At 58.4% G+C, this 22,041-nt stretch carries 11 protein-coding genes; 4 read left to right on the forward strand and 7 right to left on the reverse strand.

Features of this window, described 5'->3' with window-relative positions:
* Positions 1 to 59: 59 nt before the first annotated feature.
* Positions 60 to 293, forward strand: a complete 234-nt coding sequence (locus J7447_RS07715) for a hypothetical protein (protein ID WP_209169222.1) — start codon at positions 60 to 62, stop codon at positions 291 to 293.
* 4 nt (positions 294 to 297) lie between these two features.
* On the opposite strand, the gene J7447_RS07720 is transcribed toward J7447_RS07715, so the two are convergent.
* Positions 298 to 14,739 carry a phage tail tip lysozyme gene (locus J7447_RS07720; protein ID WP_209169223.1) on the reverse strand — a complete coding sequence of 4,814 codons (14,442 nt, stop codon included), beginning with the start codon at positions 14,737 to 14,739 and terminating at the stop codon, positions 298 to 300.
* Positions 14,740 to 14,871: 132 nt separating this feature from the next.
* Between J7447_RS07720 and J7447_RS07725 the strand changes: the two genes are divergently transcribed.
* Both J7447_RS07725 and J7447_RS07730 read left to right on the forward strand, forming a co-directional pair.
* On the forward strand, positions 14,872 to 15,069 hold the full coding sequence (locus J7447_RS07725; protein ID WP_209169224.1) for a hypothetical protein: 198 nt from the start codon (positions 14,872 to 14,874) through the stop codon (positions 15,067 to 15,069).
* Entirely contained in the window at positions 15,047 to 15,808 is a 762-nt protein-coding gene (locus J7447_RS07730) for a hypothetical protein (protein ID WP_209169225.1), read from the forward strand. Before J7447_RS07725 ends, J7447_RS07730 begins: the two co-directional genes overlap by 23 nt.
* A gap of 1 nt (position 15,809) precedes the next feature.
* Here the strand turns inward: J7447_RS07730 and J7447_RS07735 are convergent, their stop codons facing one another.
* Genes J7447_RS07735 through J7447_RS07750 form a run of 4 tightly spaced genes read right to left on the reverse strand, consistent with a single transcriptional unit; the run spans position 15,810 to position 19,183 of the window.
* Positions 15,810 to 17,048, reverse strand: a complete 1,239-nt coding sequence (locus tag J7447_RS07735; RefSeq protein WP_209169226.1) for a hypothetical protein — start codon at positions 17,046 to 17,048, stop codon at positions 15,810 to 15,812.
* Between the two features lie 14 nt (positions 17,049 to 17,062).
* Complete coding sequence (locus J7447_RS07740; protein ID WP_209169227.1) at positions 17,063 to 18,349, reverse strand: tail fiber domain-containing protein; 1,287 nt, start codon at positions 18,347 to 18,349, stop codon at positions 17,063 to 17,065.
* A complete protein-coding gene (locus J7447_RS07745; RefSeq protein WP_209169228.1) occupies positions 18,279 to 18,872 on the reverse strand; it encodes a GNAT family N-acetyltransferase in 594 nt (197 codons plus the stop codon). Before J7447_RS07745 ends, J7447_RS07740 begins: the two co-directional genes overlap by 71 nt.
* A 5-nt stretch (positions 18,873 to 18,877) precedes the next feature.
* Positions 18,878 to 19,183: a hypothetical protein gene (locus J7447_RS07750; protein WP_209169229.1), complete on the reverse strand. Its 306-nt coding sequence runs from the start codon at positions 19,181 to 19,183 to the stop codon at positions 18,878 to 18,880.
* 173 nt (positions 19,184 to 19,356) lie between these two features.
* Here J7447_RS07750 and J7447_RS07755 point away from each other — a divergent pair, with 173 nt between their 5' ends.
* The gene (locus J7447_RS07755) at positions 19,357 to 19,749 is read left to right on the forward strand and encodes a hypothetical protein (RefSeq protein ID WP_209169230.1); all 393 of its coding nucleotides are present in this window, start codon (positions 19,357 to 19,359) and stop codon (positions 19,747 to 19,749) included.
* A gap of 286 nt (positions 19,750 to 20,035) precedes the next feature.
* Here J7447_RS07755 and J7447_RS07760 read toward each other — a convergent pair whose 3' ends face one another.
* Both J7447_RS07760 and J7447_RS07765 read right to left on the reverse strand, forming a co-directional pair.
* Positions 20,036 to 20,293 (reverse strand): hypothetical protein, encoded by a 258-nt coding sequence (locus J7447_RS07760; RefSeq protein ID WP_209169231.1) that lies wholly within the window; start codon positions 20,291 to 20,293, stop codon positions 20,036 to 20,038.
* Positions 20,290 to 22,038, reverse strand: a complete 1,749-nt coding sequence (locus J7447_RS07765; protein ID WP_209169232.1) for a hypothetical protein — start codon at positions 22,036 to 22,038, stop codon at positions 20,290 to 20,292. The genes J7447_RS07760 and J7447_RS07765 overlap by 4 nt, the downstream gene beginning before the upstream one ends.
* Positions 22,039 to 22,041: the final 3 nt, after the last annotated feature.

Here is a 22,041-nt window from a genome sequence, read left to right on the forward strand (position 1 = left end):
AGCGTGGTATTGTCATAACAGAGAAATCGAAGTTGTGAAAGGCGAGGGCACACCGAAAGATGTCAAGACGAAGTGTCAGGGGAGTGATCCACACCGCTGAAGTGCTGGAAAAACTGCGCGTCGGCAGAGCCGGTAGCATCGATGTCGTGCGACAAGCGAAGATCGGCTCCAAGGAACAGAAGCTCGCAAACTACGTCATCGAAGCGATCGACGAATTAGCGGCCCGGTTGACTGGTGATGAGACGTATTTTCACGACAAACCCGCCGCGACACCGCGGCGGGAGGAGAGGTGAGAGCTTACCGGTAAGGGTTCTCCGGTGTCCGTTGTGACAGGTAATGCCCGATCTTCTCGTTGATCGGCAAGAACCCATCCTCACGCCGAGCGGAAAGCCGAGCCCGGGTCTTGAGCGAGCGTTCCAGTGTTTCCTTGGTAATCGGCAGAACCTTGGCATAGCTGCGCTTGTTCCAAGCCTTGATCTGCTCGATAACTCTCTTCCGCGCATCGACGTCGCCATTGCGGATAGAGGTGGCGAACCGGTTAATCAGAGCGGACCTCTCTTCTTTGATCCGGTTCTGTGCCTCATATTTCCGACCACGTAGCTTGTGCGCCATGGAGATTTTCGCCGGGGTGAAACCGGACATCTGCGCGATCACGTTCCAGGCGTTGATGTCATCACGCGGCAGAATGATGTCACCCTTTCGGGTCAACAGCCCTTCATTGTTGTAGCGCCAAGCCTTCATAGCGTCCTTGATGGCTTTGGGTGCCATCAGCTCAAGGCCACGGGCGGTATCACCTTCGCTCATGTAGTGCATGCCGACGATGGCATTGCCCACAGCACCCACCGATGCGCCCAGGGATCCGGCAACAAACTCAAGCCACCAGTCCTTACCTTCCTTGCTACCCTCGGGCATGCGCAGGAAGAAATCGGCCATTCCGATACGGCTGGTGAGATCGACACCGGTAAGATGCCCGGGGACGCCATTGATGATCATGCCGCCAACGTTTGCGCCGAACAGATCGTAGATGGCGCGTTCTGCCTCATGTTTGAAGCTGAACGGGTCATCATCGTCATCGAAGAACATTCCAGCCAACGCCATCAGCACGTTGTAGCCAAAGAAGCCGCTGGTGCCGCCGATGAGCGTTTGCACACCCATCAAGCCTGCCAACTGGTACCGAGCTTCCTTGCGGGCCTGCGGAGTGTCCCCTGCGAACGACTGATGGATGTCCCGGAAGATCCGGTACCAGACGTTGAGCTGGTAGCTCATGAAGACGCCGGCAACCTTGGCGAAGTCGCTTTGCAGGATGCGCGGCCGACTGGAGTTCGCGTAGTCATAGTTGACGGTGAAATTGAGCTCATGAGCGACATCGACCGCTTTTTCATGACTCATGCCTTTCGCCCGGGCCATGCGATACGCGGCCAGCGCAGTGACTTCGCGGTTCACCACCTCGGCACGGTGGAACATCCAAGAGATCTTGGTCATCACAGAATGCCGGAGGGGAGAATACGCGACACCGCTATCGCCGATACCCGCGATTTCCATTGCCATGGTTCTGTCGATTGAACCTGAAGCGTAGAGGTCTTTGATTGCGCGCTTTTCATCACTGGTCAGGCGACCGTTGATGATGTCCCCCTTGCCATACATGACATCTGTCGACGCTTTCATGAGCGCGGCCGATGCTTTGGTGACACCGCCAAGCTTTGCGCCGAGGATGGGGATACCGAACAGGATAGGCTGCGTCATGTTGATAATCGCGGCTGCCGGCGTAGCGGCCAGATACCAAACGAACGCCGCGCTATTGACCTTCTGCGCGAACTTGCTGCCTTTGGGGTTCATTACCCATTCATGGCGAAGAGACAGTTCATTGACCAGCTGGCCGGCCCGGGTCGGATCGTCCGAACCTTTCGCCTGGTCGCGCGCATCGTCGACGGCCTCCTGCAGGTCGATGCCGTATTTCAGTTTCCCCATCTGGTGACCGGCATGGAACATGTGCGAGGCAAACGCACGCAGGGCGTCCTGATGGAACCCGGAAGTGCCCTTACGGTGGATGTAGCGCTTGCGCACCGAAAGGTCAGGCATGGACTGAAGCCACTTCTGATAGATCGCGTCCATGACCTCTGCATCGACATTGGCGTCTTTCAGGATGCCGTCGATTTCAGCGACAAGACGCGGGTCCATGGCTTGGCGAACGGCGGCGCTGTTTCCGAGCACACCCTGTTCAAAGACAACGCCCGGATACTCGCCCTCTATTTCCGCCTTGTTTGCGCGGAGCCAGCGACGGCGGTCCGCATCGCTTTCGAACCTGGAGAACGAAACGATGTCGCCGGCCATATCCCGGACCGACACAAAGTAGTCGCCGAAACGCGCTAGCGGGAAATACGGTGCTGGCACCCGGTTCTTTTCGAAGGTCTGACGTAGCCGCGTAAGGCGGGCTTTGGCAGCCCAGCGCGATTTCGTAAGGTCGGCCTTGTATTTGGCGGCCAGTTCCTCCGCCTTTTCGCGGCGCTCCAACTCGTCGATCGACCGGTCACGGTCGAGTTTTTGCTTAGCCGCGTCGTAACGCTTCTTCGCCTCTTTCTCGTTGATCTTCTGCGCCTTGTCGACGTTGTCGAGGATCAACTGGTCCATTTCCTTCTGCATTCGCACATAGGAATTACGGACCGTCTTGTAGAGAGCCCGGGCGGCTGGCGGCAGAGCATCAAATCGAGCTTTGAGGGCGAAGTAGCCTCCGGGTTCCTTGCCTTCGTATGTGATCGACGGGTCAACCGACATCCGGGTACTGTCATGCATGAGGCTTGCGAGCTCGGCCGCTCCCTTGCGATTGCGGCTGGCAAATTTCCGCCAATCCTGAGCCACCTTGTCCATGGCCTCGTGCTTTTCGCTCCGATAGGTGTCCATGGACCGCTTCACCTTCATGTACTTGGTGACAGCATTCATTCCCGGCCGCTTCATTTCCTCGAAATAGTTCAGCGGAACCAGAGAGAGCAGTTTCGGCGAAAGATCTGTCCAGCGGCCGGCGATCTGGTCTTTGACCTCTGCCTTGTCCACCTTCCTGGAGAACATGACACCGCGCGGCTCGCCCGTCGCTACGTTCGAAACCGGGTCTGGCCGAGCCTTGTCCTTCAGTGCTGAAATCGCCAAAGCGCGAAGCTGAGCGGGGGTGATAGCACCAAGCTGGCGACCGAACCGGCGCAGCACCCACGATTTCACCGCACCGATCGCGTCGTCGACCCAGCGCTGGAGGATCTTGGGAGCCTTCTCGTACTCTTCGATTGCATAGGCGCCGAACTCTTCGACCCGGTCTTTCTCCTGCACACCGGCCGCTTCAACGCGATCACGGGCAGCATCGAAGAACTCTTTTGCTCGACCTGCTGAACGGTTGTGCTGACGATACAGAGAGGCGAGGCGCTTCTCGAGCGCCTGCCATACTTTGCGCTCCACCAACGCGCCACGACCGGCATGTAGTGCCTCATGCAACAGAACGGCCGTTCCCGTTCCTTCAGCGATGGCCGGGGCCACAAGCGTTATCGTGCCGTCCGGATCAGTCCAGGCTTGAACGTCTCCCGGTAGATCTGCTCGCCGGGTTTCGACGATGCGAACAATGCCGCTGTTGAGAAGTTGCTCGAAGAACGCGCCAGTCTGGCCTTTTGTCAACTCGGCCCGCAGGTCGGATGACCTTCCTTGCTGTCCCATGGCTTTGGAAAAGCGCTGGTCTACATCGACGTCGTCAGATTCCTCAACGGTTGTTGGTTCTTCGTCGCGTGCTTTGACGGCGTCACGAACGCTCCCAGCCTTCTCAGCCTCCGTTGGACCAGCTGTTTCTTTCTCAGACTGGAGCTCAAGCTCAAGCTCGGAAAGTTCACCCTGCTTTTCCAGGAACAGCGATTCCTCAGGGAAGGGGGCTCCGATCTGTGAACGGATCTGTTTAAGCCGGCGTTCGGCCTGTTCGATCTTGATCGAGAGCTCACCCGGCTTTTCGAAAATGGAGTTGACCTGGTTGACCGCACGTTGGCCGATACCGGCGACAGTGATGTCTTCGGCAGTTGGATGAACCGCGAGCAACGGCAGATCGCCTGGCAGCTCGATTGCGAGCTCAGCTTTGTGACTGCCGTCGTCGTAGCGGTCGCCATAGTAGTCGACGTCATGACCGCCGATTTTGCCGAGCGTGGTCTTCCCGACGGTACCGCTCTCAGCCTCATTGCGGAACGCGGCATAGACGTCCTTGGCCCAGTCGTCGCGCTTGTCGTAGGGTTTCTTGCCGACGGTCGCAGAGAACTTGCCGGCTTCGATGCGATGTCCCTTCGCAATCGCGGCTTCGTGCTCCGTCCGTGAAGTCTTCAGCCTGCCGATACCGCTCTCTTCGTAGTGCTCTTCCCGTTTGTAGCGGTTCTGCTCGTCGAAGTGGGCTTTGCGCAGCCGGCCAAGACGCTCCACCTCCTGTCGCAATCCAGCCAACTGGAGATATCGAGGGTCACCGGAAGAGAGAGCGGCGGCCATTTCGAACGCAGAAGCCTCAGAAACGTCCTCCATTTTCCGGACAGTTTCATCACCGTTGAGGGCCTGCTCAATGAAGCGAGCCTTCCGGGCATTCATCGACCACATCGTGCTGTCATAGCTGCCCTTGGTCGCGTAGGCCCGGATGACGATGTCTTCGTTTTGGTTGCCTTGACGATCAGCGCGGCCTTCACGTTGTTCAACGGAAGCCGGGAACCATGGCGCGTCCAGGTGATAGAGGTGCGTCAGGCGCTTCTGCACATTGACGCCAGTCTCCATGTCCTTGCCGCCGATCAGGATGCGCTTGCGCCCTTCACGCAGATCGGCGAACAGGCGTTCTTTCTTCGCATGCGCCTTGTGGTCACGGATGAATGCGAAGTGATCCTTCGGGATACCTGCGTCGGTGAAACGCTTCTCGATCCACCCTTTCATGTCGAAGCCGCGTGATTTCACCACGGCATCGCCCAGACCGATGTCGGCGAAGATTACCAGCGTAGAGCCCTTCAACGGGTCTTTCTCACTGGTGACACCAGCGTACTCGTTATTGGCAGTCGCGCGGTAGTCGGCGATCACGTCGTCGATCATCTGATTGAGTTTGGAATCCGGGTCAGATGCTTGCTCTGGATGAACGAACCGCATGTCGATGGCGGAGAACCTGCCATCGGCAATCACCTTCAGGATGATGTCTTCACCCTTCTTGGGCGGTCCTTTCCTCTGACGGATCGCATTGATGCGGCTATTCAGCGTGTCCTGGTAGGACTTGTATCCCTGCGGCGTCGGGGTGGTTTTGATTTCCCGCGGTGGATTGATGCGGGTCGGACGCTGAACAAGCTGGCCCAAAGAATTGGATGTCAGGATATCCATGAAGGTTCTGACGCGGCGCATCAATTCCGGGACGTTCTGGAAGCGAGCGAACCGGCTCACAGTTTCGAATTTGCCGGCGGCGTTCTGTTCAAGACCTTCGACGATGTCACCGAACTGCGCGGCCCAAGCATCAAAGTTATGCGCGCCGATGTCCTCGAGAACTTCAGGCTGGAACAGGCGCTGCACGGTGAAGAGCTCGCCCATAGTGTTGGTAACAGGCGTTCCAGACGCACCGACCAGCACCCGCTTAGGATCCGGGTTTTTCTCGCGCAGGTAGGTGACCTTGGAATAAAGGTCCATCGCACGCTGAGAGCCTTGCGGGTCGATACCTTTCACGGAACCCTGATTGGTTACAAAATCCAGTTTCCGGAACTCGTGGAGCTCATCGATCAAGAGCCGATCGACACCGAGCTCTTCGAAGGTCATCACCTGGTCTTTGGCTTCGCGTTTCTGCTTGCCCTGCAGGCGTTTTTCCAGTCGCTCAATCTGGCTTTGGGTCCGCTTGAACGACAGGCCCTTACCCTCGGCGGCTTCGATCTCCTCCTGGAGCTCTTTCCACTCGTCGATCAGGTCTTGAATTTGCTTGTCGTTGGTTTCGTCAGACAGACCGATCCGGCCAAACGCGGAATGCGTGATGATGATCGCATCCGGATCATTGAGCGCGGCTTGCGCAATGAATTTGCGGCGGTTCGAGGTGTGGAAGTTCTTTTCGTCGGCCACCATGATGTTGGCGGCCGGATAGAGCTCCAGAAACTCCCGCTGGAACTGGCCAAGCATGTGGTTCGGTACCGCGAACAGCGGTTTCTTGGAGAGCCCGAGACGCCGTTCCTCCATACCGATGGCGATCATTTCAAAGGTCTTGCCGGCACCGACGGCGTGAGCCAGATAGGTGTCACCGGTCTGGATAGCTCGCCAGATAGAGCGCTTTTGGTGCGGGTGCAGGTTGAAACGCAGGGACGTCCCCGGGAGCGTGAGGTGCGAGCCGTCAAACTGGCGCGGGGCAATGTTGTTGTAGTTGTCGTTGTAGAAGTTCACCAAGCGCTTGGAGCGAGCTGCGTCCTTCCAGATCCACGCACGGAACCTGTCTTTGATTTTTCGCGCGATGTCGTTGAGCTTTTCCGTGCCTTCCGGGTCTGTTTCGGTCGACTTCTTGCCGTCAGGGGACACCGTCGCCCGGGTGACGCGCAGCTGCGAATTGTTCAGGATCTTGTTGAGGATGTCCGCGGCAGGGAAGTTGTCCATCGCGAACTCGCCAATGGTCGACTTGTCACCCGATACTTGCCACGTACCGACTTTCACGTTGTGTGTGATCGTCATGTCCTTGCCGATCACTTCGCGCGCAAATTCCTCGATATCGCTTGCCGGCAGCCAAGGAGCACCGAGTTTGACGTCGATTTCGGTAGGACCAAGCGGGCGAGGCTGGACCGCGAGCAATGCGTCGACATTGCGCGCATATTTCGGGTCCATATCTGCGGCGGCACGAGCCTCCGCGAGTTTCTGCACGACATTTCCGGACAGGTATTCGTCGGCAAGCACCCACCCATCGCCCGGATCTTCATAGATCGAGGTGGCAAGGTCGGCGATCGTTTCTTCTTCCGAACGCCCAGCGCGCTTCGCGACGTCGGAAAGGTCGAAACGACCCAGCTTGTCGAGCGAAACAAACATCGCGTCTTGGGTGGTAACGATCTCCGGATCGCTGGGTTTGTTGAGGACACGACCGTTGAAGATGGCGCCTTCAACGATGTCCCCACTTTCCGTGATCTTTTCCAGGGTGAACGCAAGCGGCCCATCCGGATCAATCATGAACAAAGGCTCATTCTTGAACCGCTTATAGGACTGGGTATTGCCCTCGTCGTCCGTACGTTCAATGGTCGAGTAGGCGAGGATATTTCCGTTTCGCTTGACCAGGTCCTGATAAGACTTGCGGGCGGCTGCGAGGGACTTTTCCCAGTCGCCGTCGGTGAGCTGGTCGAATTGCGTTTGCTTCACAGCGTCTCTGAGAGAGACGAAATCCTTCAGGAACTGAGCTTCCTTCTTGGACAGAGGCTTCAGTTTACCGGTGGACGTCTGGCGTTCGGTGAAGGCTTGACCGACACCGTCCTGGCGGATCATCAAATCTCCGCTGTCCGAAAGATAGAGGCCGCCTTCCTTCTTGGCTTTAGGATCGAAGTCTTTCTCGATCACTTTCGCCTTTTCCGCTTCGGAGCCACGTTCGGGCTTGTAGATAGCCTCTGGAAGGTTCTCGATCGCGCCTGCAAACGCGGCTTCGATGTCCTTGGACTTGTCAGGGGACACAGTGTAGTCGTTCTTGCGGTACATCGTGCCCGTGGCGGCATGGCTGCCAAGAACCATTTCCGGGTGGTCTGCGATATACTCGTTCACCGTGAAGGTGTTTTCGCCAACGGTGATTTCCTTCGTGTCCGTCCAGGAGACGCCGTTGTCCTCGATACCGGGACCACGTTTTTGCAGGAACAGAACGTCTGTCACGACCTCGGTGCCGGCATTTGCCTGGAACGCGGTCTGCGGCAACCGGATTGCACCGAGCAGATTAGCCCGATCGGCAAGGTAGCGTCTGCCAGCATCGCGAACCTTGTCCATGGTGTACCGGGAGGTCACAAAGACCATAAGGCCACCGGGCTTCACCCGATCGATAGTCTTTGCGAAGAAGTAGTCGTGCAGGGAGAACCCGTATTTCCGGTATTCGGGATCGTTGGTGATTTTCGTCTGGGCAAATGGCGGGTTACCGATTGCCAAGTCAAAATAGCTTTTGGGCAGTTTCGTCTTGGTGTAGTCGCCGTGGGTCACCCGGCTGTCTGGATAGAGGTGCTTGGCGATGGCAGCGGTGACACCGTCGAACTCGATACCAGTGTATTGGCTCGTTCCAGCCATGTTCGCCGGCATGACACCGAGGAAGTGACCGATACCCATACCGGGCTCTAGCACCTGGCCGCCGGCAAAGCCGAACCGCTTCAAGCCATCATAGATAGACCTGATCACAGATTCCGATGTGTAGTGAGCGTACTGCGTCGATCGAGCGGCGGTCTTGTAGTCTTCGTCGGATAGCGCAGCCTTCAGGCGCTCACCGAGCCCCCTCCAGGTATCATCCTTGTACTGCCCATTTCGGTTGGGGAACACGCCATTGGCGATTTCAGAAGCACCCCAGCCCGTGAACTGCACAATAAGGGCACGCTCGTCGGCCGTGGCTGCACGGCCCTCATTTTCAAGCCGCTTGATCAGCTCGACGATCTGGACGTTTTTCTGCGCTGTCCGGAGCCATGACCCTTTGCGGGTGAGCTCGCCTTCAGCTACGCGATAGTTTCGGCGGGTTGGTTCAGGCTTTCGATCTGTTCCAGAACCTGTGCCGTCGCGGTTTCCTCCGCGCTCCGGAACTTGCTGTTCAGGTCCTGATGAGCTCTCAGAGCGTTGTCCTGAAACTGCGGGCTTGCTTCGCTTCTCACCGCCTCGATCGCTTGACTGCGGGCTGCGCTCACGCTCTCGCTCAACTGGCCGGTCAGGCTGTCCAAATAGGTCGAGAGTTCCCCGGCTCGCGCCATCGCCCGGAACTGGTTCGGGGCTTTTTCTTTCAGGGCGGCTTTGAACGTTTCGCGGGCTTGCAGCGGCGTTGTCATTTTTCGTCTCCGCAGCTGGCTTACCTGTCATTGCATCGAAGGCTGCTTTTGCATCCTCGACACTATCCATGCCAGCTGTATCAAGGCCCGGGTAATTTCGGGCACCTTCATAGAAGGATAGCAGAAAAGGTCTGACTGCGGGACCAAGATCTTTGACCATGGCTTTTGCATAGTCAGGGAACTTGCGCACACCAGACTCGATGTATGCGCCGGCGATGGTCATGCCATCGATCAGCATTTCCGGGTCGATACCGGAATTGATTTGCCCGAATTTCTGACGCAGGCGTTTGCGGGCGGCAACAACCTTGTCCTCGGTGAAGAGCTTGTTGCCGGCGAAGGCGGATTTGCCCGCGTCAGTCTTTTTGTCGATTGAGGCGTCACCGACCGGTTTAAGTTCGCTCACCTGCTCTTCATCAAACACGATCCAAACGCGGTGACGGACACCCTTGGAGGTCTTGTGTCGTCCACCGCCGATATGAGTAATGGCATCGTGCCCCATGGCGCGGACACGGTCCTGCATGATCTCAGCACCCTCCCAATCCGGAAGCATTTCATCGCTGAGAACGTCCTCTATCTCGCGATAAACCTGCTCGTTTGTCGGATTGTTTGGAAGCTGGTCTGCGTCAAGATACTCATCGAAAGCCTTTTGCCATGCCGGAACATCAGCCGATGCATCCATGTCGAGGGGATTCATCACGGTCAACCGGGCGCTGTAGACCATAGGATTTTCTCCGCGACCCTTTCGGGTGTACTCGCGGGCTATAGACGGGTCTTCGGTGAAATAACCGCCGGATCCAAAGAGCCCATATTTGCCACCGTACGTGTCGAATGTCTCGAATCCGCCTTCGGATGTGCCGTGGTATACCAATGCCGGTGGCACGCGGTGAACTCTTTCAACCAACTCCTGCTGAGGTGATTTTCCGGATGTCAGCTCTTCGTAGACCGAGACGGCCTCACTTGCACGGATCTTGCGGGCCTCTCCGTGCTTCGCACCCCAGTAGGATTCCAAGTACGGCGCGCGCGGATTGAATGCAGAATTGTGGACAGGTGTGAACGGCTTCTGCTCACGGGGAGGGCGACCGGCCTTCGCATCCAGCCATCCAGCGGCTTGATCAAATGCAACCTCGCTCTCCGGATGCGCATAGAAGTCGGTTTCGGCGTTGATGTTCGTCGTGCTGCCAAAAACCTTCTTCCATTCCTTCGAGCGCAGAACGGACTTTACGTCGTCGGAGTTCAATCCACCGTTAGTGTCTGCGCGTGGCTTGGTTGACAGATCGGGCTGTTTTTCGGATTTGGTTGCACTGGGCTGGTCGGCTGGTTTGCCACGCTTCGTGAAGGGCTTGCTGGTATCGCCGTTCGCGAACCAGTCCTTGAGCTCGCCGACGTTGGTGCGAACAATGGTGCCGAGGCCCTTCCACCCCTTTGCATAGTTCTCTTTGTAGGCGCGCTCAGCTGCCTGCCGGGTTTTGAAACCCAGCATGATCTTGTGTTCGTCGAACCGCTTCGTGTCCGGGTTGACCTGGTCGATAACGAATACCGGGTCGGTATCGGCGAGTGTTTCAGTGCCTGGCCGGATGAAGGTATCGATATGGTCCTTGTCCTTGCCGACGGTTCCTTTGAAATAGCCGTAGTGGCTTTTCATCGTGACCGACCACGGCTTGCCGTTCGGGTCGACACCCTTGCGCTCCGAACCCTGCGGGTTCTCGATCGAGATATCGAACCCGCCAAGTTTCACATGGCCGAGCTTGTAGTTGCCGGCTTCTTTCTGCGCCTGCGTTGGTTCCGGCCGATCGTTCGCCGGCGATGTCGCCGCTTCCTGCGCTGCGGTTTCGAGCGTGTCAGTCGGTTTCTGGGTTGCCGCCGTGCGTTCGTTGGCGAGGGCAATTGCCTTCGCGCGCTGTTCGTCAGTCTTGAGCCCGTTCCACGCCGTGGTGGTTCCGCCACTGATCTCACCGATGACGGCACTGCCAACTCCTGTGAGATCCGGATACCCTTCCGCGTCCTTCGGCAGAGAGGCTTTGAAGTCCTCAAAGCTCGGCGGAGTGACGGGGGCGGCGGTGACCTCTTGTACTGGGGTGACTTCCGGCACCGCTTCATCTGAGGTGCTGACCTGCAAAGAGGCTTCAAGCTTCTTCCGGATGTTGGCCGGGAAGTCGGCCCACCTGGTGGACGGCGCGCGCTTCACCTTGGCCGCTGTCAGAACTGCCTTTCTCGCCTCGACCGGCAGTTTGTCCCAGTCGTTCTCCAGCACCTTCGTGCCTTCGTCCATGGGCTCCGGAACAGGGAACGCAGCGTCGGTGGCTGCTTCCTTCCGGTCCTCGTCCTTCATCCGGCCGAGCATCTTTTCGTTTACCGGCCACATCTTGAACGGGAGACGGCTCTTGGCTTCTTTGGCCGCCCGCTCAACGCGGTACCGGTAATCGTCAGCGATCTGGCCGAGCCGCTGCGAGGACACACCAAACTCGTCTGCGAGGCGACTTTGTTCGCCCGGGCTGACGGCGTCCATGTCCAGGGTGCCGGCACCGATGGTGCGTTTAGAATCTCGGCGCAGTTTGCCAAGATCGTAGAGCCGTGCGTGTTTGGTATCCGGCAGGAGGACCTGCTTGCTGACCACTTCGCGCGCGGTCGGCTCTTTGTCGGTGATGGTTTCACGCTCGACCGGCGGGTTTTCTTTGAGCTCCTGTTTCTCGATCTGCTTGTCTGTCAGCTTGGAAACGCGCAGATCTGATACTGGAACCTGCACCTCGGAGCCATCGTCACGGCGGATCAGGGCTTCCTCTGCGCCATCCTCATAGGATTGGACCGTACCCGGGAACCGCTCGATACCGTCGGCGGCCACAATGACACGCTGCCCGGGCTGCGGGGTGCGAAACGGCACATCAGCGACAGGGGCGGACTCTGAAGCCGGCGGCAACTCGCCGGTGGTCTGCTCCTGAGGGATCGGCTCAGTTCCCGGAACATCGTCCGGGATCGGTTCACCCTGCTGGCTGCGTTGCTCTTTGGCCACGACGACAGGTTCGGCAGCTGCTGCGGCAGGGCTCAGCTCAATATCAGATAGCGGCACCTGGAGGACTTCACCGGTACCGGCGTCCATAACGATGGCTTCGCCGTCCGCATAACCCTCAACGCGGGCCATGATTTCGGCACCGTCAGGAAGTTTGATCCGGACATCGGTACCGGCGGCCGGAGCACCCTCCGGGATATCTTCTGAAACTGCGGCTACGTCGCTGGCGGTCGTTTCACCTTCAGCCTGTGGCGGGGCCATGTTGACCGGTTCTTTCGGCAACAGAAGCCGTTGGCCGACGACATGGGTGCGGCCGTCGGGGAGAATGACCCGGCGCATACCCTGGGCGATACCGGACTGATCAGGGGCGAGGCTCACCTCGACGCCATTGAGCTCACCGGCGGGGCTATCATCAAAGGCCGGATCGTTGATGATGAACGTCGAACCAGCGGCAGCTGCGGTTTCCCGAGCGCCGTGGTCCATTGCCTCGGCCAGCACACCTTTTTTCGGGGTGATGTCCGGAGTGAAACCACTGTCAGGTGTGCGCGGGCTCATCGCTGCACCACCTGCACCCATGCCTGCGCCCATTGCGCCACCGACAGCGACACCGCCGGCGGCAGCGTTAGCGACACCCTCGGTCACATCACGGTCCGGGTCGACCGTGTTTTTCATGGCGATGTTTTCGCCGAGTTGCGACAAGGCTTCCTGTGGCGCTTCTTCGAGCACGCCTTCTGCAACACCTTCTCGGACCGCACCCTGAACGATGCGCTGCGCGATGTTGCCACCAACACCGTCGGCAACAATCTTCGCAAGCACACGGTCACCGAAACCGCCGAACACACCGGTGGCCGTTCCAGCAATAACAAACGCCTGCGTGGCTGCATCATCCGCGATCGCGTCGACAGCCTCGTCGACGGACATGCCACTTTCCATCAGCTGCTTTACCGCGGCGGATTCCTCCAACGCCTGGCGCGGCATCTGCTCAATCTGCTCACGGACGGACAGAGCGGCTTGGCCGCCACCAATGATACCTTCAGACACAGCACCGGCGACCATAGCGGTCCGCGCGGCCGATGCGGCTGCGACACGCTGCGAAGCACCGGAAGCAATCGCGGACACATACGCGCCTCTGGCCAGCGTCATGGATGGCCCCATGGTGGCGACCATGCTCGGAACGGATTCGACGACACCAGCGAAATAGCTGCGCGGATCCGACCATGCAGCACCTGGACGGTTCTTTTCCTCGTCCCACCAGTGTTTGCCGCGTGCTTCGCGTGTTGCTGGTGTCAGGGTTGCGACAGCCTTGTCGATCTGGCCGCCAAGGTAAGCCTCGGACTTCTGGCCGTTCATCCACTCGTCGACACTGTCCAGCGCATAGACGATATCATCACCGACGCCGGGGATAGCATTGACGGCCTCACGCACGCCGAGGCCAAGACCGGCCCAACCGGCATTGAGGAGACGCTTGGTGTCACCGACAACGCCGGCAGACTGGTTTTGCGCGTCCCAATCGGCCTTCCAGGCTTCGTACTGGTCCTCAGGAATGACCTTGTACCGTCCGGGAGCATCCTTCTCCAGATCGCTGAAATAGGTCTGTAGCTCGCTGTCTTCCTGCGGATCGCCGGCTTGTTCACGCGCCTTGACTTGGGGCTTGGGCTGAGTGATCGAACCGTCTGCTTCGATGATGGGAACGCTATCCCACTCGACCGACGTCAAGTCGACATCACCAGCTCCACCACCGGCATAGTAGGCCTGAGCCCGTTCAAGCCGCCTATCCATATGAGGGACACCCGGGCGGAGATAGTTGTCTGAAACCGCCTTTGCCGCGTCCTCGACGGTTTCAGCGTTCAGCACCTTCGCAAATTGCTTGGCCTCGTAAGGGTCGTTCTGCACCTCGTGTTTGAAGAAGCCGTAATTCGCCTCGTAGCTGGCTGGATCGAGGTTGTTCGCTTTGACGTACTCTTCGAAGTTCTTCCGGCGTTCGCCGGTCCACATGCCAAAGCCAAAGCCGCCATCACTGCCGGCAACCTGCGGGTTCAGTTCCTGGAGATACTTGAACCCACCGCTTTCATGATCAAAGTTGCCGGCAAAGGCGGCCGCCTGCGCTTTGGTCAGACCGAAATCGCGCATCATGTCGGACATCAGACGCTGACCGACATCGGGAGTGGCTTTTGCCTGCACCGTGCTTTCTGGTGCTTCCTGATCGTAGGAATGATACGCTTCCCGGAGCCAATCAGGGGCGTTGGCTCCCTTGCCACCTTTGCCCCAAACAGCCTCGTTGCCATAACCGATGTGCATGCTTCCCGGCTGCATGTAGCCCGGACCAGCACCAATTCCGGTGACACCATTGCGACGTGCACGACGAACGATTTCCGTGAAGATCGGGAGATCGGCTTCGTTGGCCCAGTCCAGGCGGCGGCCGTCCTTATAGAAGAAGACGTCGCCGGAACCGCCGTGGTCGTGACGGTGCGAGCCGGTCCGGTCGACACCATGCACACCATGGGACGGCTGGCCACCGGAGAACACTTCCATTGTGACACCGAGCTCCGGAAGGAAGCTCATTGCGTCAACGAGATCGGTTTTGAGGGGCTGGCTCCGGATGGCACCTTGATTTTTATAGACCAGCCAGTCTTGCGGTTGAGGGGCTTTCGTGAGGGGATTGGCCTTGACCGGTTCGGGCGCGGTCAGGTTATCGGCTCCGAGAACAGAGACGTTTTCCCAATTAATTTTGGTGGGGTCGAAGGCCATGACGTGCGATCTCACTTGCTGAGAGGGGCACGTCCTGCGCCCGGAATTAACTTTGGCGGATATTAGCGGCTTGAAATGACCACTAAAAGAATTAATTTTGGTGCATATGCATCAACGCACAGGTGAACCAAAATGTCAGATCAAGAAAAGGTTGCGACAACCGTCCGTTTGGAGAAAAGATACGCTGAAGCCATTGATCAGTTCCGGCGGGAGCAGGAGGATCTTCCTACACTGCCTCAGGCAATCAACCGCATTCTGAATGATTGGCTGATTGGGAATGGCTATCTGCCCATGGAGGAAGAGAAAGATGTTGTCGAGGGCGCTGAATAACACATTGGCGCGCGCTGCTATTGCAGCTGGCCTTGCACTCGTTTCCACAGTCCCAGCAACTGCGCTGACGATAACGCGCGGCGCCTGGACAGATAGCAGCACGGCATTGTTCCTTGACGGAGACTTCGAACAGGGAGACGCGGCGGCCGTTCGCAAGGCAATCCGGGAGAGCCAGGGCGCGCTGGTTGTCGCTGTGCTCAATTCACCCGGTGGCAATCTCGCCGAGGCTCTCAGGGTTGGCCGGTTGCTGAAGGACGCAGGAGCCAGCACCTTCGTTCCATCGTGGGCGACATGTGCGTCTGCCTGCTTCTATGCATATGCCGGTGGCAAAACCAGATACGTAGGAGAGGGGGCCCGGATCGGGGTTCACCAGTTCTCCTATACTGAAGCTGCGCTTGAGGACGCCAACACCACTGTACGGGATGCGCAGGAGCTCACCGCGGAAATCAATCTCTATCTGATGTCCACCGGCGTCAGCCCGATGGTTGGCACACTCGCTGGTACTGTGCCGCCGAATGAAATGCTCTTCTTCGATTATGAAGACCTGCAGGTGCTCGGTATCGTCACGTCGTATTCGGAGGATTCCGGAGCGTGGGCGAGTGCCAGGGCCGCATCATTGTCGGGTGGTGAACCTGTTGTGCGGTTCACGAAAGACCCCTCCAGCATAGACTGGTGCAATGTCCCGGTGTTTTCGGCCGACGGGACCTTTAAGAAAGATCCGTCGACCTGTTCGAATTGATTTAGCGCGGTCGCTGGATTTGGACAGGAACGCCAACAGCCGCATCGCGTTTGATGACTGGTCGGCGGCTTGGCCCAGCTGAGATACCGGGGCTTTCCTGATCACGCAGACCACGTCGGATTGATGCTGGCCACGCTCTTTCCGGAACGCCGGCTGATTTCAGCGTTGCGGCTGCACGTTGCACATCACCGGTTTTGCGCATTTCCTCTTCTGCACTGGTCACAGCATCGACAAGCTTCATGTTCTCAGCCGCTGGCGTCTCTGATGGCGCCGTGGTGGAGCCGGGGCCGGCAGTAGGTGCGGGCACACCGCCGATACCTTCCATAGGCGACAGATCGTTTTTCACGATCGAACCGTCTGAACCCGGAGCCTGTTCCTGCTCACGTGCCCGTGGTGGGTTCACCCGTTCACCGGTATTCTGGTCGACGATAACACCTGGTGCCGATGGCGCGCTTTCCTTGGTGCCTTTGGTGTCCTCGGTCTGATCATCACCGAAATAGGATGCGAACTTCTTCCGGCGGCCGGGGGCGATGCGTTCTTTCGCGTACTTGTTGATCAGCCGCTCCCGCTCGCTGTCCTCCATGTCCTTGAATGCGAGTTCGTCACCGGCGAGGCCACCGTCATACTGTTTCTCAAGCGATTTGATCGCGTCCGCTCTTATCTCCTGCGCTTCTTTCTCGAGATCCTTCGATTCCTTCGACTGCTGCGTCTGCCACTCGGCGGCCGCTTGCGGGTTGAAGTGTCTGGTGAAGAAGGGCAGGGCGTTGTTTTGCGGCACGAATGCTTCGCCACCCGAGGACTTCACATAGAAGCCCGGGCCCTGCGTCGGGTGGTTCGTGTACTCGAAGTGATAGTCCCCGGACGGGCCATAGCCGTCGAGCCCGGAAAGGTCGTTGCCAAGCTTCGCAGCGGTTTCGTAATCACCGGCATTCAGGGCGGCGCCGATCGAGGCGAAGAGCTTGGTTCCCTTCTTCGCCTCATCCTTTTCCGACCAATCCTTGATTGCCCGCGCTTTGTCGAGTTCGCCATTCTCCATGTAGAGGGCTTCCTGCCGCCTCATCATGTAGTTGTAGGCATCATCGGAGAGGACATCGCCGAACTTGGCTTTGGCGTCCGCAGTGATCTGCTTCACCTGGTCACGGCGCGCATTGGCCTGACGGGTTTCGCGCAGCTTGATGCCGAGCTGCGCACTCCGCTGGAAGGAGTCGACGAATGCGCCGAGGCCGATTCCGAAAGACATTGACGTGTTTCCTTCTATGCAGCCATCGAGAGGCCGACCTGCTCACCGTTTTCACGGGGCGGTGTCTTTGCCTTGGTCTTGCGCCGCGTTGGCGTGACACCGACGGCGGCGGCAATCTTGTCGACCTTCTTGCCGAGATCGCCGATTGCAGCATGGTGCAGACCGAGCATGTCCTGGACGGCGATCTTCTTGCCATCACCCATGCCTGTGGCTTCCTGCATATCCTGCGCCATGGGCCCGACGTGTTTCTCTCCACCACCGTCGCCCATACCGGGCTTGTACTCCCAGGTCGATGACGGGGATTCCTCGACGGCCTCAAGGGCTGCGCCTTCCGGTACCTTCTTCTTGTCCGTCTTGGTGTTTTCGTCGGACATGAAGAACAGGCCAGCCAGCCCGCCAAGCGCAGAGCCGATACCGGCGGCCTGCTGGCCTGCGATCTGCTGTTGCGTCTGCCAGATACCCACTTGGGTATCGTACTGGTTCTGGAGCGTCTGAGCCTGCCCCTGATACCCCTGCATCGCCCCCTGGAAGCCTGCATTGGCAATACCAGTTGCAGAGTTGGAAAGGGACTGGTTGTTCTGAGCAGCTGCAACACTGGAACCCAGCGTGTTGATACCGAGGCTGGCTGCATTGCCGGAGTTGGAGACACCAGAGTTTCCGGCGTTCAATCCCACCGCGGCAGCGTTCGAAGACTGCGCTGGCAGACCACGGCCAAGGTTGGCGACGTCGGCCTTGAGGGCAAGACCTGTGCTTTCGACCTGTTTGCGGGCGTTGTTCTGCGCACCCGCAGAACCGAGAGCCGTGCCAAGATCGTTCGCGCGGCTGACACCTGCGAACCGGCCAGAGTTGGGATTGACGCCAAGGCTTGCAGCTTCGCGCTGTGACGCTTCCCGGGCCTGTGCCGATGCGGCCTGAACGTCCGCCTTGGCTTCCGCTGCTTCCGCTGCTCGGCGCTCGGGTGTGTCATAGTTCGTGGCCTGATCGACGAAGCTATCTTCGACAGGCTGAAACACTTCCTTGTATCGTGCGCGATCTTCTCGCGCATACTTCAGGCTATCATCGGCAAACTCGAGCTGCTTCGCAGTCGTCTGTTTGGCGAGCCCAACCTGTTGTTCGGAAAGTTTCAGCTGCCTGTCGGTGACCTGCTTGGTGAGCTTGTCGAGCTCGGCCTGGCGTTTGGTGGATACCTTGAAGGCGTCTTGCGTGAACTTGAGCCAGTCTTCACCGGTTTCAGCCTGCTTGAGTGCGGCGCGGCCGATATTCGGATCCGGATCCGGCGCGGATGGCGCTGACTTGCCCATTGGACGTTCTCCTACTACGGGAGAGCACGTCCTGCGCTCGTTGCCATCCTTCAATACCAGAGATTTCGTCCGAGCGGAAGGTTTCGGCGGCTTCGGGGAGCCACCGGCATTCCGATTTCAGCATGCCAAAGAGAAGCAATCCTTCCCCTTTTGGCCCAGCTTTGCGGAGATACCCCTCCAAGCGCCAGCCGAACCTTTGACTGAAACGCAGGCTTTCCTCATTGAGCTCGGAAACCATTGCCGTGATGCGGGTGAAACCGAGCTGCCGGAATGGATAGGCCATTGCGACAACGGCAAAGCTTCTGGTCATCCAGCTGCGAGAGCCATCGGAGACGACATGCACCATGCAGTCGTTTTCGCTCCATCGATCGTAAACGACCACAGCCACGAGTTCTCCGTCTCTGGCATGGCCGATTGCTCGAGCGTCACGGGCGAACACGAACCCGGGGTAGGTTTCCCGCATCTTGGTTTCAGCCCATGTGATCAACGTGGGCTGCGGATGATATTCGAAGGTCGAGGCCATCGGTCTTACTGTTCGTCCTCTGCGACTTGGTCGGAAGGCTGCTCGATGCCGGATCGCTCGAACGCTTCCGGGCTTACGTGAGAGGATACCGACACGCGGAATCCTGCAGCCTCCAGATCCTTCTTCGCTTGGTCCGCATAAGTGGAAAAGACCCGCCACTGAATATCGCGCTCACCTGTTATCAGGTCGATGCCGCGCCCTATGTGGGTGGCTGGGTATTGCACCATCACGCTGTCTGCCATCGCGTCCATATGGGAGGCGTTTGAATTGCGTATCTGATAGTAGGCGAAGAGGTTGACGGTGTTTCCCATTGGACCGGCTCCTGAGGGTGGCGGCCCCGGTCAAGCTGGGAGGAGGATGCCTGCCGGGGCCTTTCATCAGCTGGGAGGAGGATGCTGATCTTTGAACGGTAACCGCAAAGAGGGATGGATACAATCAAAAATGGTCACTATAGTGGATACTTGTATCAGCTATGGAGACGGGAATGCATATCTGCATCGACTTCGACGGCACGATCGTCGATCACAAGTACCCGGAAATTGGCGAGCCTGTGCCTTATGCGCTCGAGTTCATGAAAGAGTGGATGAGCAAAGGCGGCAAACTGATCCTGTTCACCATGCGCGACGGCTTCCACCTCGACGATGCGCAGTTCTACCTGGAGCGGAACGGGATCCAGCTCTATGGCATTAACCGCAATCCGGATCAGGTTGCCTGGACGCAGAGCCCGAAAGCCTACGGGCAGGTCTATATCGACGATGCCGCCTTCGGTTGCCCACTGATCACTTCCGCGAGGTTCAATCGGCCGGTTGTCGATTGGAGCGTGGTTGGTCCGGAGGTTTCGCGCATGCTGGACGAACGGGCCCAAGCCAATGGGTAGGATGTGTCCGCTCCCCCCGGCCTGCCCTGAGCCCTATTACAACGGCGCTGCCGTTCACGGGAAATCGTTGGACAGTGACTTCGTTGAGCGTAGGTGGCGCGCTGAGAAAGCCTACTTGGATCGCCGCCGCGAGCAGGCAGAAGAGCGTATCAGGCAACTGCGGGAATTGGTCGTTCTTGGTCTTTTCGTAGCAGCGAGTGGGGTTGTGGGGGTGCTTGTGACGATGGTGTATTTCATCCATCTACTTGAGCCCGGGCCCTTCAGGACCGGTGGTTGGTTCTGATCGTCAGATAACCCGGGCCTGCAATGCAAGCATCATAGCGTAGAGCCGCCGGTGGATCATCGCGACGTCGTCGACAAGAGCATCAAACTCCGCCTTGGTCGGCGTGCTGCCGGCAGCTGCTGCCGACTGCAGCTTCTCGTTCAGCTGGAAGATAGCCGCGAGATCCTTGATCAGGACGGCGGCTTCCTCCTGGTTCTTCGGGAGTTCACCGGCCAGTCGCTCAACATTCTCGGTAAGGCGTCTCAACTCAAGATCGTTCATCCTACCACCTGCATCAGATCCGCCATCGTGTGGGCGATGACAATCTGCTCAATGCTCGATCGCCCCTGGGCAGAAACTTCCCATTTCCGCGCCTTGAACCCTGAGGGCAGCCGAACCGGCTTGTTCGCGACGTTCACAGTCTTCACCACGTTGCCATCGGCGAACACCGATACCTCTATACCGGTGGCCTGCTTTGGCAGAGGTGCGAGAATATCGCCTCCAAGCGCATAGGCGTTCATTTCGTGCGAGTTGATTTCGCCGTTGAGCGAGCCCGCAGCGATGAGGGCTTCGTTCGCTGCCTGAACAGCTGCGATCTCCGCATCGATCATGGCGACCTCTGCCGGCGACAATGCGTTTGCCGCATCGACCTGGATGACGCCAAAGTTCGTTGGCGCCTGCATCGCAAACTCTTTCGATCGCCAGTAATAAATCGCACGCGCACCTGTCGGCGGGTCAAGCTCGAGAATGTCGTCGGTACCGTAACCGAGGTAATAGAGCTTGCTGGTTTCCAGATCGTACCAGACCGCCGTCGCCCGGGCACTGGACCGGAGAAGGAACGGCGTTCCGCTGACCTCGATGAAGATCGCGCCGGCAACGATTTTGTTCTGGCTGTCCGTCGTGTCGTAGAACATGACATAGCGGCCGAACATCTGCCCCGCGATCGCGGTTTGTGGCGAAAGCGCTTGCCAGCTGTCTCGATCGAACAGATTGACCGTTACCAAACGCGCTTGGCCATCGCCGGCGATCACAACAAGCCCATCGCTCGACGGATAGGCAATGGCATAACCGAGGTCGACGACGGCCCTGGAGTTGATGCAGGGCAGGTTCTGCTCGATCTTGTCCATGCGCATCGATGAGGGATGTGAACCCTGCACCACATACGGCAATCCGGACGTCATGACGATCAGGACACTACCGACCGCGCCGAGGGCAACGATCGGATAGTCAGTCGTCAGAACGTACTTTTCCGGCCAGGCATGCGGCCGCCACGGTTCACTGAAATAGAGGTCACGTCCGACGAATGCCGCCATGATGCCGTTGGGCAGAGTGGTGAGGCCGGACAGGCCATCAGGAGGCGCATTCCAGTTTGCGGATGGAAGCGGCTCATTGAACCCATCAATGGCGACGTTGTCGGCGAAGTCGCTGGTCGAAGCTGCGCGTTCAGCTACAAAATAGAAGTAGGTACCAACGTCACCGGTCTGGGAACGGTAAATGCGCTGCTTCGTAATGTTTCGGCCGGTCGGTGTCGCTTCGAACCCGCTCAAGGTCACGGTGATACCGGACTGCCAGTCAACTTCTCCGCTCGCCGGAGACGGTTCCGATTCCTCGCCAAAGTCAGTGACCCACGTATAGACGTAGATCCGGGTTTGCACGGCCCCTGTACCACTTCCCGACGTTGCCGTGGAAAGTGCGGTGGACGGTGGTGCAAGAGCGAGCGGATAAACGGTGTCGTCGACACGCATTTTGGGGGCGCCATCGCCTGTATAATAAAGCCGGTCATCCGCTACCGGGCCAGGCGCTGCATGTACTTCGTTCGCGAAGGATAGCCAGTCGCCATCGAACTTGATGATCGTCTTGTGGTCTACCGCTCCGGCGTTTGCCGTTTGCACGGGCGAGCGCATTGCAGTCAGGGCGCCATCATTCAGTCGCACGTCAACCGCGCTCTGTGCTGCCGTGTCAGGCAGGAGGCGCGGTTGAATAAGTGGCTGTTCACCAGTGAAGGCAGTGAGTTTGATGGCGCCCATATT

Source organism: Labrenzia sp. R5_0, assembly GCF_017743835.1.
GTDB classification, from domain to species: domain Bacteria; phylum Pseudomonadota; class Alphaproteobacteria; order Rhizobiales; family Stappiaceae; genus Roseibium; species Roseibium algicola.

Coding starts and splice junctions, on each gene's coding strand:
- J7447_RS07715 (WP_209169222.1), top strand. CDS start 60: ATGTCAAGACGAAGTGTCAGGGGAGTGATCCACACCGCTGAAGTGCTG.
- J7447_RS07720 (WP_209169223.1), bottom strand. CDS start 14,739: ATGGCCTTCGACCCCACCAAAATTAATTGGGAAAACGTCTCTGTTCTC.
- J7447_RS07725 (WP_209169224.1), top strand. CDS start 14,872: ATGTCAGATCAAGAAAAGGTTGCGACAACCGTCCGTTTGGAGAAAAGA.
- J7447_RS07730 (WP_209169225.1), top strand. CDS start 15,047: ATGTTGTCGAGGGCGCTGAATAACACATTGGCGCGCGCTGCTATTGCA.
- J7447_RS07735 (WP_209169226.1), bottom strand. CDS start 17,048: ATGTCTTTCGGAATCGGCCTCGGCGCATTCGTCGACTCCTTCCAGCGG.
- J7447_RS07740 (WP_209169227.1), bottom strand. CDS start 18,349: ATGGGCAAGTCAGCGCCATCCGCGCCGGATCCGGATCCGAATATCGGC.
- J7447_RS07745 (WP_209169228.1), bottom strand. CDS start 18,872: ATGGCCTCGACCTTCGAATATCATCCGCAGCCCACGTTGATCACATGG.
- J7447_RS07750 (WP_209169229.1), bottom strand. CDS start 19,183: ATGGGAAACACCGTCAACCTCTTCGCCTACTATCAGATACGCAATTCA.
- J7447_RS07755 (WP_209169230.1), top strand. CDS start 19,357: ATGCATATCTGCATCGACTTCGACGGCACGATCGTCGATCACAAGTAC.
- J7447_RS07760 (WP_209169231.1), bottom strand. CDS start 20,293: ATGAACGATCTTGAGTTGAGACGCCTTACCGAGAATGTTGAGCGACTG.
- J7447_RS07765 (WP_209169232.1), bottom strand. CDS start 22,038: ATGGGCGCCATCAAACTCACTGCCTTCACTGGTGAACAGCCACTTATT.